The organism is Niallia circulans, assembly GCF_003726095.1.
Taxonomy (GTDB): domain Bacteria; phylum Bacillota; class Bacilli; order Bacillales; family Cytobacillaceae; genus Niallia; species Niallia circulans_A.
Map to the genome: position 1 here is coordinate 1,516,757 of NZ_CP026031.1, position 13,120 is coordinate 1,529,876.

General features: G+C 34.8%; 20 protein-coding genes. 3 read left to right on the forward strand and 17 right to left on the reverse strand.

Annotated features, from left to right (window positions below):
* Positions 1-73 precede the first annotated feature (73 nt).
* A complete protein-coding gene (locus C2I06_RS07125) occupies positions 74-850 on the reverse strand; it encodes a recombinase family protein (RefSeq protein WP_123257767.1) in 777 nt (258 codons plus the stop codon).
* Positions 851-1,016: 166 nt separating this feature from the next.
* Between C2I06_RS07125 and C2I06_RS07130 the strand changes: the two genes are divergently transcribed.
* Complete coding sequence (locus C2I06_RS07130) at positions 1,017-1,217, forward strand: helix-turn-helix domain-containing protein (protein ID WP_026906918.1); 201 nt, start codon at positions 1,017-1,019, stop codon at positions 1,215-1,217.
* Between the two features lie 317 nt (positions 1,218-1,534).
* On the opposite strand, the gene C2I06_RS07135 is transcribed toward C2I06_RS07130, so the two are convergent.
* Genes C2I06_RS07135 through C2I06_RS07155 form a run of 5 tightly spaced genes read right to left on the reverse strand, consistent with a single transcriptional unit; the run spans position 1,535 to position 4,817 of the window.
* The gene (locus C2I06_RS07135; protein ID WP_095328973.1) at positions 1,535-1,930 is read right to left on the reverse strand and encodes a CDI toxin immunity protein; all 396 of its coding nucleotides are present in this window, start codon (positions 1,928-1,930) and stop codon (positions 1,535-1,537) included.
* 11 nt (positions 1,931-1,941) lie between these two features.
* Positions 1,942-3,582: a hypothetical protein gene (locus tag C2I06_RS25480; RefSeq protein ID WP_249928287.1), complete on the reverse strand. Its 1,641-nt coding sequence runs from the start codon at positions 3,580-3,582 to the stop codon at positions 1,942-1,944.
* Positions 3,579-3,887 (reverse strand): hypothetical protein, encoded by a 309-nt coding sequence (locus C2I06_RS07145; RefSeq protein ID WP_123257768.1) that lies wholly within the window; start codon positions 3,885-3,887, stop codon positions 3,579-3,581. The genes C2I06_RS25480 and C2I06_RS07145 overlap by 4 nt, the downstream gene beginning before the upstream one ends.
* Before the next feature lie 25 nt (positions 3,888-3,912).
* Positions 3,913-4,122, reverse strand: a complete 210-nt coding sequence (locus tag C2I06_RS07150) for a hypothetical protein (protein ID WP_095334370.1) — start codon at positions 4,120-4,122, stop codon at positions 3,913-3,915.
* Entirely contained in the window at positions 4,122-4,817 is a 696-nt protein-coding gene (locus C2I06_RS07155; RefSeq protein WP_123257769.1) for a DUF4176 domain-containing protein, read from the reverse strand. Before C2I06_RS07155 ends, C2I06_RS07150 begins: the two co-directional genes overlap by 1 nt.
* Before the next feature lie 684 nt (positions 4,818-5,501).
* On the opposite strand from C2I06_RS07155, the gene C2I06_RS07160 reads away from it, so the two are divergent.
* Positions 5,502-5,723 carry a hypothetical protein gene (locus C2I06_RS07160; RefSeq protein ID WP_123257770.1) on the forward strand — a complete coding sequence of 74 codons (222 nt, stop codon included), beginning with the start codon at positions 5,502-5,504 and terminating at the stop codon, positions 5,721-5,723.
* Positions 5,724-5,873: 150 nt separating this feature from the next.
* Here the strand turns inward: C2I06_RS07160 and C2I06_RS07165 are convergent, their stop codons facing one another.
* From C2I06_RS07165 to C2I06_RS07195, 7 genes are all read right to left on the reverse strand, one after another.
* Positions 5,874-6,659, reverse strand: a complete 786-nt coding sequence (locus C2I06_RS07165) for a DUF817 domain-containing protein (RefSeq protein ID WP_123259129.1) — start codon at positions 6,657-6,659, stop codon at positions 5,874-5,876.
* A gap of 2 nt (positions 6,660-6,661) precedes the next feature.
* Positions 6,662-6,877: a helix-turn-helix domain-containing protein gene (locus C2I06_RS07170; protein WP_047940541.1), complete on the reverse strand. Its 216-nt coding sequence runs from the start codon at positions 6,875-6,877 to the stop codon at positions 6,662-6,664.
* Between the two features lie 10 nt (positions 6,878-6,887).
* Positions 6,888-7,370 (reverse strand): DUF2975 domain-containing protein, encoded by a 483-nt coding sequence (locus C2I06_RS07175; RefSeq protein WP_095333816.1) that lies wholly within the window; start codon positions 7,368-7,370, stop codon positions 6,888-6,890.
* Between the two features lie 173 nt (positions 7,371-7,543).
* Positions 7,544-7,774: a hypothetical protein gene (locus C2I06_RS07180; protein WP_095333815.1), complete on the reverse strand. Its 231-nt coding sequence runs from the start codon at positions 7,772-7,774 to the stop codon at positions 7,544-7,546.
* Between the two features lie 130 nt (positions 7,775-7,904).
* Positions 7,905-8,567 (reverse strand): DUF1801 domain-containing protein, encoded by a 663-nt coding sequence (locus C2I06_RS07185; RefSeq protein ID WP_095333813.1) that lies wholly within the window; start codon positions 8,565-8,567, stop codon positions 7,905-7,907.
* Positions 8,568-8,587: 20 nt separating this feature from the next.
* The gene (locus C2I06_RS07190; RefSeq protein ID WP_123257771.1) at positions 8,588-8,962 is read right to left on the reverse strand and encodes an iron chaperone; all 375 of its coding nucleotides are present in this window, start codon (positions 8,960-8,962) and stop codon (positions 8,588-8,590) included.
* Positions 8,963-9,122: 160 nt separating this feature from the next.
* Positions 9,123-9,311 carry a hypothetical protein gene (locus C2I06_RS07195; RefSeq protein WP_123257772.1) on the reverse strand — a complete coding sequence of 63 codons (189 nt, stop codon included), beginning with the start codon at positions 9,309-9,311 and terminating at the stop codon, positions 9,123-9,125.
* Between the two features lie 147 nt (positions 9,312-9,458).
* Between C2I06_RS07195 and C2I06_RS07200 the strand changes: the two genes are divergently transcribed.
* Positions 9,459-10,025, forward strand: a complete 567-nt coding sequence (locus C2I06_RS07200) for a non-canonical purine NTP pyrophosphatase (RefSeq protein ID WP_123257773.1) — start codon at positions 9,459-9,461, stop codon at positions 10,023-10,025.
* A 134-nt stretch (positions 10,026-10,159) separates the two neighbouring features.
* On the opposite strand, the gene C2I06_RS07205 is transcribed toward C2I06_RS07200, so the two are convergent.
* The 4 genes from C2I06_RS07205 to C2I06_RS07220 all read right to left on the reverse strand — a co-directional run bounded on the left by C2I06_RS07205 (position 10,160) and on the right by C2I06_RS07220 (position 12,931).
* A complete protein-coding gene (locus C2I06_RS07205) occupies positions 10,160-10,615 on the reverse strand; it encodes a DUF3278 domain-containing protein (protein WP_123257774.1) in 456 nt (151 codons plus the stop codon).
* On the reverse strand, positions 10,612-10,812 hold the full coding sequence (locus C2I06_RS07210) for a helix-turn-helix transcriptional regulator (RefSeq protein WP_047940535.1): 201 nt from the start codon (positions 10,810-10,812) through the stop codon (positions 10,612-10,614). Before C2I06_RS07210 ends, C2I06_RS07205 begins: the two co-directional genes overlap by 4 nt.
* A 200-nt stretch (positions 10,813-11,012) precedes the next feature.
* The gene (locus C2I06_RS07215; RefSeq protein ID WP_123257775.1) at positions 11,013-12,374 is read right to left on the reverse strand and encodes a DUF4179 domain-containing protein; all 1,362 of its coding nucleotides are present in this window, start codon (positions 12,372-12,374) and stop codon (positions 11,013-11,015) included.
* On the reverse strand, positions 12,371-12,931 hold the full coding sequence (locus C2I06_RS07220; protein ID WP_249928288.1) for a sigma-70 family RNA polymerase sigma factor: 561 nt from the start codon (positions 12,929-12,931) through the stop codon (positions 12,371-12,373). Before C2I06_RS07220 ends, C2I06_RS07215 begins: the two co-directional genes overlap by 4 nt.
* Positions 12,932-13,120: the final 189 nt, after the last annotated feature.

Here is a 13,120-nt window from a genome sequence, read left to right on the forward strand (position 1 = left end):
ACCTTAGGTCGAGCGTTAGTCTCTAGGGACTCGCAAGGGTACGAAAGCCTATCCATTCTCTATCTGTTAACCGTTATAAAATGGCTTGATGTTTGCCATCTGCTGTTATGTCACCATAGTGGTATAACCCACTATAAAAGGCTTTTCTATCTAAAATCCTTTTGACTTGGACTTTAGTAAACAACTTTTCTTGTTTTGTTCGATGACCTTCCTCATTCAGTTGTTCCGCTAGTTGAGTTAATGACCATGAAGGATACTGTTCCTTTAAGTCAAACACTCGTTGTACGGTTTTGGCTTGTCTATCATCTATGACAAGGATTTTCTTACCTTTTTCCACTTTGTAGCCTAATGCGACATTTCCACCTGAATAGCCGCCCTGTTGGGCTTTCTTATTCCGCCCTCTCCCTAGCTTTAAAGAGATTTCTAATCGTTGATATTGATCTAATAACTCCATTAAACCATTGATTAAAAAATCGCTAGGGTCTTTCTTATGGATACTGTATTGTGGTTGTTCAATACTCCGAATGTCTATTCCATACTTTTTCAATTCCCGATGAACTAACACTTTCACAATGTCTGACCGCCATAAACGGCTTGTATTCAGTGTGACAACATAATCCACCTTTTGATGGGTGAGATACTCCAACATCTCCTGAAAGCCTAATCTGTCCACTTCTAACGCTTCTTCGTCTACTTTAGCCCCACTGATACCTTCGTCCCTAAACAAGCGTAAAAGCGTGTATCCATGAGTCTGACAGTAAGTCTTGATTTCATCTTTTTGGTAAGCAAGACTGTAACCATCTCTTGCTTGTCCTTGTGTAGATACTCGAATATATCCGATAACTTTCATGGTAGTTTCCCCCTCCGTTACGCTAATCTCAATTAACGTAACGCTTAGCCGCTATAATTAATATAAATTCATTGTATGCGGCTTTAGCGATACAATCAACCCCTTTACCGATACAAGTTTGTGATGTATCGTAAAAGGTAACATGAATAAGAGGAAGGGAAGTACCATGCCTATTACAATCAAGCTAAAGGAAATCCTTAAAGAACGAGACCTTTCACAGCGTGAATTGGCACGAATGACAGGTTTGCGACCAAATACAATCAGCCATCTTTGTTCAGACAATGTGGACAGAGTGTATCTATCAACATTAGAAACGGTTTGCAAAGTGTTAGACATCGACATTCAGGAGTTAATCGAGGTGGAGTAGTCCTCTTGCTATAGTCATCGTTCTATGTACGTAAAAGTTGCGAAAAATTTAAAAGGCAAGGAGAAATCAAAGGTAAAGTATTGAGGTTAGGAATGGTGGTATCTGATTATTTATAGGTTATTTATAGGATATAAAATACTTTAGATAAGGTACACATTTTAAAGCAATTGTACGTCAATGTAAATCAATAAAATATAATATACGGCTTACAAGAGTTATTTCAATCCTCTGAATAAAAAGCAGTTAATTCGGCACTCCGTCACTAAAAAAACCCTCAAATGAGTAACATTAATTCTCTTTTGAGGGTTAAATCCATTCTACTTTAATCCTACTTTTACTTCACCATCATGAAATATTTCAATAACATATCCTGCAGATGGTGAAAATATCCATGTATCAAAACTTACAGCAGTAACATCATCTATAACTTTAAATACTTTATCTAAAGTAGATTGGATAATTGGTAACGTCCCTTCATCCCAAATTATATAAACAACATTACTGTATTCATCTATGTTTTGGTGTAAAAAGGAGATTATCTCATCGACTGTATCCACTGCAGCATGATTAGACACTTTCTCCCATTCAATACGCCCCCACTCAGCAAATGGAAAAGAACTTTCAAAATTGCTTAATATTTGCTCTCTATTATTATCAGATAAGACATGTACATCCTCATCCAGTGCTTCAATACACTCATCAAATAAACTCATCTAAAATCCCCTTATCTATTTAATTGTTTTAATAAAGATTTAAAGGTGCTTTCGTTACCCTCAAATGGGATAGCGATTTTTCGGGCATTAGCCCCTTTACCATTACGAAAATCCTCAATATTTATATGTGTCCCCTTATTAGGGTCATAATCTAATCTCCATCTTACTTTTCCGTCAGCAGACTGCCTACCAACAACTTGACCATATCCAACACTTGACTTAAGCGTACCTGTGTATGGCTGTGAGTTTGGTCCTAAATCTCCAACTAGGTCAAGTGCCTTGTTTCTAGCTTGTTCATATGTTTTGACCTTATCTAATACTTGTTCTCCTTTTCCTATACCCTTAGTAGTCCCCTTCCCTTCCACTTTCCTCAAAGAGACCGGAACGATGGAATCCATCCGCTTTTCTATTGTGGCTCTGCTCCACACATTGACAGGAGCCTGATTCGCTGTACTTAGTTGGAAGGACGGATGGGGCATAAAGTTTTGTCTAAAGAAGTGGGTGACTTCTTGGACATATTGTTTTCCACTATTTTTTATGCCATTAGGCCATAGGCTGTTCTCTTTCTTGCTTCCATCGATCCGTTGGAGCGATTCTGTTGTTTTTTGTGAAATGGCTGAACGGATTCCGTTGGTTTTATTTTTACTTTTTTCCACTTTTAACAGCTTAAGGTATTTTGCTTGGCCGACATATGGGAGGAAGGAAGTGGCTGCACTTCCCGATACATACATGATCCCTTCTTTTTCGGCGGTGTCTGTTATAGACTGCGCCATCGATTCAAGGACAATTACGGGGTCGTGGATAACCGCATCGAGTGTTTCTGTAGCACTCTCTATCCTTTTCGTAGAAGCTTTTTTTAGAAAATCTGGCTCTATAGAATCTGGAATGATTCCTGATGCGGCCACGATTCCAGCATCGACCACAAGCGTAATAAGGCCTTTGGCTATCTCATAAATCGCTACTGCGAGCCCCTTTACAAAATCCCAAGCTCCCTCTGCTGTTACAGAAATCACATCGCTTACCTTTTCAGAGAAAGTTGTATAGCGATCCTTGACCTGAGAGGCCTTGTTTGCATATTCATCATCTGTATTTTCATACTTTTTTACTTTTGATTCATAGAGATCCCACAGCTCTTCCATTTTATTTTTTAACCTGGATTGAACAGATTCCATGTTATTTCGAATGCTTTCCAGCTGTTGTTTATTATATCTGCTTCGCTCTCTTTCTTCCAGATCTGTATCGTCAAACAGACTAAATAGAAGGCTGGGGGACCGATACGTTTCCTGAATGGCACGGCTAAGTCTATAGGTTACTCCCCATTCAATTTGGGTGAGATTCCCCCAAATATCGTTCCGATCGACTCTCATCATGCTGTTTCTGGAAATAGGGGTAATATAGGCCGTTGTATCAGCCACATAGTTTTCAAACAATGTTAATAAATCCTCTATTTGCGTCTGGTAGCTTTGGATATTTTTCTTGGATTCCTGCATAAGATCTTCCCAGGCTTCCAGACTCTTTCCCGCGTTCCTCTCTGTATAGCCAGCTATCGTATTTAGAGAAGTCTGCATCTGATGAAGGGCCCGCTTATATGTATGAAGCTGTTCAATAATCTGATCCAGAATCCCATAGTTAATTTTTAAGTCCCGTTTCATGACTGACCGCTCCGAATGTCCTTGCCGATTTCTTCGTCTGCCTTTGTCATTTCTTCCAATATACTTTTACCGGCTGTATAGACAGCATGCATATTTTTTACTAACTCTTTATTTACATCATTATTCATATGATCCAGAATAGCATCCACTTTATCGATGAAATCAGAATGAAAGTTTTTCAACTGATTTCTTGTGCCTGTACGAAAGGTGTCTGTGTAACTACTAAACTCATCGATACTGGATTGCAGGGTTTGTAAAGTTGCCTGTAACTCACGGATATCCATCTTTATCTGTGCGGTTCCCAATGGTAAACTCCTCTCTCCTATTTTCTCATCTAAAAGGAACGGATTCAATAGCGACAATCAGTCGATTCAGTTCTCTAATCATTTCTTCTATTTTTTCCCGCATCTCTTCTTCGACAGAGGCATTTTCTAAGTCCATTTGCTCAAAATTTTTCTGTATGCCCTCTTTGGCATCTTCCAAAAAAGAGATCATATTTGATACTAAGCTAGAGGAAAAGCTTGACGTATAGTTTGCCATTATCTTTCACCAGCTCTTTCCATTTCCACTTGTAACGATTGCATGTCCTGTGCGGAAAACTCAATTGATGTCATCTTTTTTTCTACAACTAGCTCTTCTTTCATAAGCAGTTCAAATGCTTCTTCCATCTCATCTTTAAAACCCTTGTGGATGACATTTGTAATCAAAGGCTCTGTGAAATAAAGGATAGCATCTTTCTTCATTTCTCCTACAGGATAAACCACACCGCCGTACGGAAAAAACGTTTGATAGCCTGTTGGAACGGTATAACGTTTAGTGATGACAATTTTGGCTGCTGAAGAAGTTTGCTGTTCTGGCAGAAAGTAAAGTGGATTCAGTTCCACAACTGACCCTAATGGCAGCACTTCTCTCATTATTTCTATGCAGGAAGTAACGAAGGGGAAGAAAAGATGGTCCTGTAAACGATAATGGGACTGTCTAAACTGAATCACATGCTCCTTATCCTCTTTTCTATAATAAATGGCCTCCTGGTTGGTACTCTTTATATCATAGGAACGGAGTCCTTGCTTATAAGCAAAATAGAGTTCCCGAAAGACGAGCTCGTCCTCCAAATATAAGTCAGCAAACGCATGGATTGCCGTACGATATTTATCCTTTGATTCATCAGATAAAGAATTCATGAGCTGAGCTATTTTTTTCATTGCCAACGCCTTTAACTGTTTTCTATCATTCAAATGGCTCCCTCCCTATCATGTAAATATTTTACATACATATATTATAAATGAGGGAATGGGAAATGATAAGGTGAAAAATAGCTAAATACCAAAGACCTACTTATATTCCTTTATTTTCCTAAATAACTCTTCATTCAAATGCTGTCTCTGATAATTTTAAATCCTGAAAGACTTGACTCCCTCAAAGGCTAGTTTTGCTTTTTCCTACTAAATTTTCTAAAACCAGATTCTATCCTCCTTAGTATATTTTTTGAAATCCTGCAATCCTTGACCCTTATAAGGATGAGATGGATTTATTATTTTATTGGTTTTAAAACATATTAGCTCTGTTCTTTGGTAAAATATCGAATAGTTCAAAAATAAATTAGAGGATTTTTTTATGATAAATGTGATAAAAGGTTTTTTCGCGAGCTTTTTTGTTATCTATTTCTTTATGCTATCTTATTTTTAATAGAAAATAAGATAGATGAACTTTTTGAAGCTCTTATTTTTCAGTCTATTAGTGGACTTTTCATTATTTTAATCCAGACCATGATAATGGAGCTTTGTTTTAAAATAGAAGGACATAATCAATTGTTTGCCATAATGATAGATTTTATTGGTAGTATTTGTAGTTTTATCTATGCGATTACTCGAAATGATTTAAATGTGAAAGTTTAAAATAAAGAAAAAAGGAGTTTCTAAATGAGGGCTGCCTACAGCGTTCTAAGAGAGATACATAAGGGCATTGCTTTACCAACAGCAAAAGATTATGATATGCAACAGCGGCAATTTGAAAATTTCATCCTTTTTTTAGAAAATGAAGGATTTATTGAAAGAGTACTTAGAATCGATACCTTTTTCTCCCTAAAGCCAGCTAGATTAACGAAAAAGGGACAAGCCTTTTTAGAAAATACAATTACTTAGAGGAAACTTATCCAGATAAACAAAATATGATGAAATGGATCCGAGTAGGAAAAGAAGTGTACTCGAATGAAGCTGATGAGGAAGACTAAAATAAATTTAATAATAGCTCCAAGACTTCATTCACATCAAGGAGCTATCTGTTTACGCTTTTTATTTCCCATCATTATTTAAGCTGGTTTTTTTCCCCTTAACCAGCTTCAAAGTTGCCACAATAAGAAAGCTAACTATCACCAATAATAGCCATGAACTCACTTTCCCAACATGAACAAGGCTCCAAGCATCTTTTTGATTGGGATATTCCCATGCACTAAAATAAGTTGCAATGTTTTCCGCTATCCAAATAAAAAATCCAATCAGTACAAAAGAGAGTGCTAGCGGCATTCGATATTTAATGCCATTTACCTTGTAAAATACCCAGGATTTCCAAAATACGATTATGACTAATCCAGATAAATACCAACGAATATCTATCCAAAAATGGTGGGTGAAAAAGTTCAAATATATAGCAGCAGCAAGTGGCACAACAACTAAAAAAGATGGCCAATTTACTAGCTCTACCTTTAACCTCCGCCATGCCTGACATAAAAAACTCGCAACACTTGCGTACATAAAGCCACTATAGAGAGGGACGCCAAAAATTTTTGTAAAGCCCGCTTCTGGATAAGACCATGAACCCATATGAACCTTGAAAAGCTCAAGGGCAAGTCCAATCAAATGTAAAACGGTTATAACCTTTAACTCATCAATCGTTTCCAAACCAGTACGGACCATCACCCACTGCATAAAAAGACAGATAAGAAGCAGCCAATCGTATCTTGGTAACAAGGGAAGTTCTATCATTTTTGTCATTGCCAGTGATGCAAAAATAGCTATAGGAAAAACACAAGCTAAAGCTTGTTGCCACCCGAAACAAATAAGCTGCTTTAATGCTCTTATCACTAGATTTCCTCTTCATTTCTATATTCCAGTATATCGCCTGGCTGGCAATCCAATGCTTTGCAAATTGCTTCCAATGTTGAAATACGGATTGCTTTTGCCTTTCCATTTTTCAAAATAGAAAGATTAGCCATTGTTATTCCAACCTTTTCCGATAATTCTGTTACACTCATTTTTCTTTTTGCTAACATTACATCAATATTTATTATAATTGCCATTTGTATCACCTCAGACGATTAAGTCGTTTTCTGATTTTATATCAATTGCCTCTTTTAATAGCTTTTGAAGCACTGCTGCAAAAACGGCAATGACCATCGAAGCAAAAATCAGAACAAGTCCAATTAAAATAATTCCTGGCGCATCATCCCTTTCTGCTAAAAGGTAGAATAGCGGCAATCCCAACACAAAAATCGCGCTTATAGAAAGAGCACAGTTTTTTATTTTCTTTAGTGCATTAACGGATAACTCCGAGAATGCTTCATTCTTATCAATATAGTTTAACAGTTTAAATGCTTGATATAATGCATAGTAGAAAGGAATTGCTGCTGCATAAAAATCAAACATTATCAGATATTTTAAATAAGCATTATTTGGATACAACTCAGCAGCAAAATTTCCGATTTCTGGTACTAAGAAGATACATAAGGCCAGAATAGGTACGCCAATAAGAATAACAGCAATCTTTAAAAAGAGCGTTGATACTTGTTTCATCAAAAACACCTCACTAATTTATTTCTATTTTAAATTACCATATAATTTATCGTTTTACAATAAATTTTTATTAATAATTATTTGTTTTTTATTGTTTATAAAAAAACAGAGTAAAATAAAAAGTATCTCTTATGGAAAGAAATACTTTAACAATAGACTTATTTATCAATAAACTATCCTGTTACAAACATAAAGTCTTGTACAAATACGGAAACCGCCTTTAAATCAACTCGATGGCTTTTATACAATGCTTCTGCCTTCTTCAGCTCTTTCTTCACTTTAGGAGAAATTTTTTCTGCTTCTTTTAACGAAATGTCTCCAATTAATAGATCAATTGCTATTTTTTGTATGTTTTCTTCGCGAGACTGATGCAATATGTAGGAAATACAACTAATTTGGTCCATTCTTACACCTCTCTAAACATATTTTTATGAATAATTCTATGTTTAGACAGAAAATTCCTTCTTTTTCAAATAAAACAAAAAAGACAGTTCTCAGCTTCCTTTCAGAAACATTAATACAGTCCCTTTGCGACTATTTTTTGCCGGCAAATTTATGTGAGCCATCACAATTAGGCATTTTTTGGGAAAGGCCACAAATGCAGTCATTTAATCCCTTGCCATTTAGGATTCTCTCCATTGCCTTTTCAATCCTTGTTACTTTTGTTTTTGCTTGCTTTGGCTGGGAAAAATGAAGAATGTAAGCTCTTTGGCGCCCTGGTGTCAATCCTTCAAAAGCAGTTTTTAATGCAGGTATTTCTTCAAATTTCCTTTCAAGTTCTTCAGGAATACTGTATTCTTTGTGCTCTTTTACCATCACTTCCAAACCTGATTTTTCCACTGCAATTGCTTCAAGAATATATTCTTTTATGGCAGATTCCCTTTTCATTATTTCTTGTAAGTTCTTAAAGCGAATTTGCCGCGCTGCCTGGACATTTTCTGTTTGTTGGACTAGAATTCCTTGAGGATCCTTTAAGAGAGCACCTTTATGAAATAAAAGAGCACAATATTCTTTAAATCCATGAATGAGCACAATGTTTTTATTTTTATAAGTGTAGCATGGATGCATCCATTTAAATTCTTCCGTCAGCTCTTCGCACTCAAGAGCAAGCTGTCGTAGCTTCACATATTCTTCCTGCCACTGGCTATCTTTGCTTAAAAATTCCTCCACCTGTGGATTTAATTTTCTATTTGCCATACAAGTACACCCTTCTATTATTACTCTTTTCTCCAAAATGTCTTACAATCTGCTTTATCAGTAATATTAAAGTCAATCATTTTTTCTAATAAAGAAAAATTAACGGAATTGCTCCATTTTATTCGTACGAGCTGCTTCGTATGATCATAGCCTGCTTGTACAATTTCATCTGAAAATTGGATGATTCCCGCTCTTTCAGGTGCGACTGCCAAATGCTGCTTTGCAATACTAAAGCCAATTATGAATGTTTCATGATCCGTAAACATCGGCTGATTCCAAGCAATTTTCGGCACTAAACTGGGGAATTTTTTCATTACCCAATGCAAGACCTCTTCTGTTCGATCCCGATGCTCTGGATTATCAATCCCTGCTAAAAACTCTGCAAAAACTTCCATATTCATCCTCCACCATACACTCTATTGCCAATAATCTCATTTTGATTCCTGAGTCTATCATATCGCATATTCATTTGTTATTCTAGCTACAAACAAGGTTAAGATGCATCACTTTTGCTATAGGTATTTGTTCTTTAATCTCATTTTTTAACGAATATCCTTAAAAATATACTGCACTTAATCCAACATAAATTAATATAGAAATGATAATAAACACTGAAAAGAATAGCCCCTTGCCAAAGCTAGACCAGTTTTTCATCCATCCCCATCTGCTTTTATTTCTATCAAGCCAAAAATAATCTATAAGAACAGTCAATCCTATTATTATCATAACAACAATCGGATTCATTCTTCTCCCTTCTTTATGATCATTATATGAAAATGTAAAAAAGTTATTTACCGATCAGCTAAAATTCTCTTTTTCTCTATAAATTTTGTTATATTAAAAGAACAGGAAAATTCATTAAGTAATTTACGAACACAAGGAGACACTTTGATGAAGGAAATTATATTTGTAACAACCAACAAAGGAAAAGTTGCATCTGCTGAAAAGGAATTAAAAAATATAAAAGTGACTCCTATACAGGAAGAGTTAAGCGAGCCACGTACTGACGATATTAAAGAGATTGCTAAACAAAAAGTCTTGCAAGCATATGAAATCGTTAAGAGACCATGCATTGCTTTAGATTCTGGTTTTTTCATCGAAGAATTAAACGGTTTTCCTAGAGCATATGTAAACCATATGTTAGATACTATCGGTATTACTGGTATATTAAAATTACTAAAAGAGGAAAATAACCGTGCTTGCGAATTTAGATCGTGTTTGGCCTATTATGATGGTGAACAAATAACGTACTTTGCGAGCAAATCACAAGGAACGATAGCTGAAGAAATAAGAGGTTTAGATAATAATAATAAATGGTCTGATCTCTGGTATATTTTCATTCCCAACCATTTTAATAAAACACTTGCTGAATTTACGGAAGATGATTTCCATATATATGAAGAAAAGAAAGAAGAGTCCTGTATTCGTAAATTTGGAAAATGGTTTGAAGCGTTGTAATAGCGACAATATAATAAAAGCGGTGCAAAAACATTGTGTTCTTGCACCGAAAAAGCAAACAAGGAATGCTTGGATTCTATTATCTTCATAATCTTTGTTTATTTTATTATTTAACAAATGAACATATAAATTGTTTATAGCAAATCCTTATTTTTGTTATAAGAACGTTTTAAAGAAATGTAGTTAACGAAAAACCATAGCAAACCTGCGAACACTATTAACACAATTGTTTCCATCCATTCATTTATGTTGGCTGGCAAACCTAAAAAAATAGCATAAAACAAGAAAAATAAAATAACAAAACTACTTGTTTTCATCACAATACTTCTTAATTCTTTCTTATAGGAATCTTCTGTTGCAATATCTGCATACTCAATACCAGATAGTATATACCGCCCTAACACATAAAGGAGAAATATCGCAATAGGTAGTAATAGAGATGTTTTAGCATCTAAATTAACATAGTTATTCAAAATAAGCATTCCTGCAAGGATAAGCAAAAGGATTATTGCTCCTTCTGAAAAAAAGTACAAAATCCTTTTTTCCTTATATTCATCATTAGGTAATAAAAAAGATATCCAAGATCTCATGACAACTCGACCTCCCAAAATAAATCATCTAATGTTGTATTTAATTCTTTAGCAATAGCAATACATAAATTCAGACTAGGATTGTATTCTCCTTTTTCAATCAACCCGATAGTCTGCCTAGTGGCATTCACTCGTTTTGCAAGCTGCTCTTGTGTTAAACCTTTTTCTATTCTTGCTAGTTTCATTTTACTTGCCATATACTCACCTACACAATGAAATATATATTCAACAATTTGTTAGATTTATCTTACATTATACAACGATAGAATGCAATATAAATCTTACATTAAAAATATCTCTTTTTATTCGCAAACTCATCTACAATAGGAATCAGAAAAGACCAAATCCTATGCAATTTGGTCTAGTTTATTAGTATTCCATTTTTTTCATTCTAAGATTATTTTAACGGAACTTCAATTTCTAAATCTGTTAATATTCGAGGAGCTTCTTCTTGCATATATTCAATCGTTAGCCCTTGTCTGGGAATATTCATAAATTCTTCTTCGATAATATAATGATCCTTTTCTTTAAAAGTTTTGGATGTATTAGCACCATAATATACTTTTCCCAAATGATCCTTTAATGTAAAATAATTCGAATGTAGAAAAGGAAATTGGCTATTTAATTCATACGTTATTTTCATTACATTTCCCGTATACTTAACGCCAATAATATTGATTTTTCCCAAATCGTCTAAATCTAATTTAGTCCCCTTTCCTCTAAATGGTTTTTCAGTTGGACTATTAGTCTGATTATTATTGGCGATTATTGGTTGAATAGTCACCGAATCTGTATTTTTTTTCTCTAACCCTTCAAATGATTCTTGAATAGAATCCATTACTTCTAAATTACCCTTTATTGTGATTCCACCATAGCCATTGGTATTGGAAATCCAAGGAATTACTTCTCCTTCATTTGTGATTAGTCGAAACATCATCATATTATCTTTGAATTTCGTCACCGGACCTTTAAAGCTCAAATTAACAACAGTAGTGATTGGCGTTCTTTTGATCTCCTTCACAGTAAACTCACTCTCATTGCTTTGTCTCGTAATCATCGGAGCAATCGTTTTTACGTTTTCCGTTTTGCTAAGTTTAAATTCAAATTGAAAAATCTCATACTTTCCGTTTATTACTAATGCATAATAGGGATGAACTTCAATTTCCTTTGGTAATTCCTCATTTTGTAAAAAAATAACTGTTCCAATCCCAGCTACTTTATTGGCAGTCACCATTTCATAATTCCCATCTGTTAACTTACCTGTAGCTGCGCTTGCCTCTTCCTTAAAGGAAACATTAAAATTATCAATCTGATACTCTCTTATTGGCTCCTTTGATTCCACTACATAACTAAAGGAGATTCTTTCCCCGTCATAAATTGCTTCCTCTATCGTCATTTCTACCTCATCACTTTTCGATGTGGCAACAATATTTGATACTAATTTGCTTTCCTTCCCTTTCTTTAACCCTCCATCCCCATATGCTTTGAAAATTGAATCGATAAAAGGGAGAGAGGAAAGTGTGTTTGCAAGAGTTGGAGACAATTTTGGAAAAGTCAGCAGCATCGAGATAAATAAACAAAACGTGATAGTTGCTACGATATGCTTTTTATATAAAAGGAGTATATTAGGATGCGAGGCATTCTCTTTCTCCAACTTTTTCACTTCGAATATAACTTTCTGTCGATCACTTTCAGAAAAGTTTACATCTTCCATAACATCACCTAGTGTCTCTTTTATAACTTTGGAATCATTCTTCATCTGAATTCCTCCTTATGTAGAAATGGCAATAGATTTTTTCTACCTCTTCTCAGTCTCGTTTTCGCAGTATTCTTAGAAATTTGGAGAATATCTGCAATTTCATTTATATCTAGCTCTTCATAGTAGTATAAAAGGATTACTTCAGCATATTTTGGCGGAAGACTTAAAATTATATTTTTTAGCTCTGCTTGCATCGTTTGAATCATTACTTCTTCTTCTGGTGACGGCATAGTGGCGCTCTTATGATTTATATCTTTCTTAAATAAGCTAAACCGCCTCGCATAGGCACTTTTTATATGATCTTTACACTTATTGATTGTAATTCGGTAAAGCCATGTTTTTAATTTTGCTTCTCCTTTAAACGTCTTTAAATGGGTATAACACTTAATAAAAACAGTTTGCACAATATCTTTTGCCGTTTCTATATCTTTTACATATGTATAAGCCAACCTTGTCAGTTCATCACCATACAAAATCATAATTTCTTCTAACAGCTCTTCTAATTCATTCTCTTCTAGCTCTCTTAATAATGAATGTTCTAGTCTTTTCGAAATCACTTCTTCCCCCCCTTATAGATTCGCAAGTTAGACGATATAGATATACCATAGGATTCACTTTTTAAGCGTAAATAGTTTTCTTCCGTTATCATAGTACTCTTTATATCGTGATTACTTAATAAAAAAAAGCTAAATTCAGTTTAGAATTCAGCAAATAATTTTGCATTTGAATATTTTGTATTCAGTAAC

Coding starts and splice junctions, on each gene's coding strand:
- C2I06_RS07125 (WP_123257767.1), bottom strand. CDS start 850: ATGAAAGTTATCGGATATATTCGAGTATCTACACAAGGACAAGCAAGA.
- C2I06_RS07130 (WP_026906918.1), top strand. CDS start 1,017: ATGCCTATTACAATCAAGCTAAAGGAAATCCTTAAAGAACGAGACCTT.
- C2I06_RS07135 (WP_095328973.1), bottom strand. CDS start 1,930: ATGAGTTTATTTGATGAGTGTATTGAAGCACTGGATGAGGATGTACAT.
- C2I06_RS25480 (WP_249928287.1), bottom strand. CDS start 3,582: ATGAAACGGGACTTAAAAATTAACTATGGGATTCTGGATCAGATTATT.
- C2I06_RS07150 (WP_095334370.1), bottom strand. CDS start 4,122: ATGGCAAACTATACGTCAAGCTTTTCCTCTAGCTTAGTATCAAATATG.
- C2I06_RS07160 (WP_123257770.1), top strand. CDS start 5,502: ATGAGGGCTGCCTACAGCGTTCTAAGAGAGATACATAAGGGCATTGCT.
- C2I06_RS07170 (WP_047940541.1), bottom strand. CDS start 6,877: ATGGCAATTATAATAAATATTGATGTAATGTTAGCAAAAAGAAAAATG.
- C2I06_RS07175 (WP_095333816.1), bottom strand. CDS start 7,370: ATGAAACAAGTATCAACGCTCTTTTTAAAGATTGCTGTTATTCTTATT.
- C2I06_RS07180 (WP_095333815.1), bottom strand. CDS start 7,774: ATGGACCAAATTAGTTGTATTTCCTACATATTGCATCAGTCTCGCGAA.
- C2I06_RS07185 (WP_095333813.1), bottom strand. CDS start 8,567: ATGGCAAATAGAAAATTAAATCCACAGGTGGAGGAATTTTTAAGCAAA.
- C2I06_RS07190 (WP_123257771.1), bottom strand. CDS start 8,962: ATGGAAGTTTTTGCAGAGTTTTTAGCAGGGATTGATAATCCAGAGCAT.
- C2I06_RS07195 (WP_123257772.1), bottom strand. CDS start 9,311: ATGAATCCGATTGTTGTTATGATAATAATAGGATTGACTGTTCTTATA.
- C2I06_RS07200 (WP_123257773.1), top strand. CDS start 9,459: ATGAAGGAAATTATATTTGTAACAACCAACAAAGGAAAAGTTGCATCT.
- C2I06_RS07205 (WP_123257774.1), bottom strand. CDS start 10,615: ATGAGATCTTGGATATCTTTTTTATTACCTAATGATGAATATAAGGAA.
- C2I06_RS07210 (WP_047940535.1), bottom strand. CDS start 10,812: ATGGCAAGTAAAATGAAACTAGCAAGAATAGAAAAAGGTTTAACACAA.
- C2I06_RS07215 (WP_123257775.1), bottom strand. CDS start 12,374: ATGAAGAATGATTCCAAAGTTATAAAAGAGACACTAGGTGATGTTATG.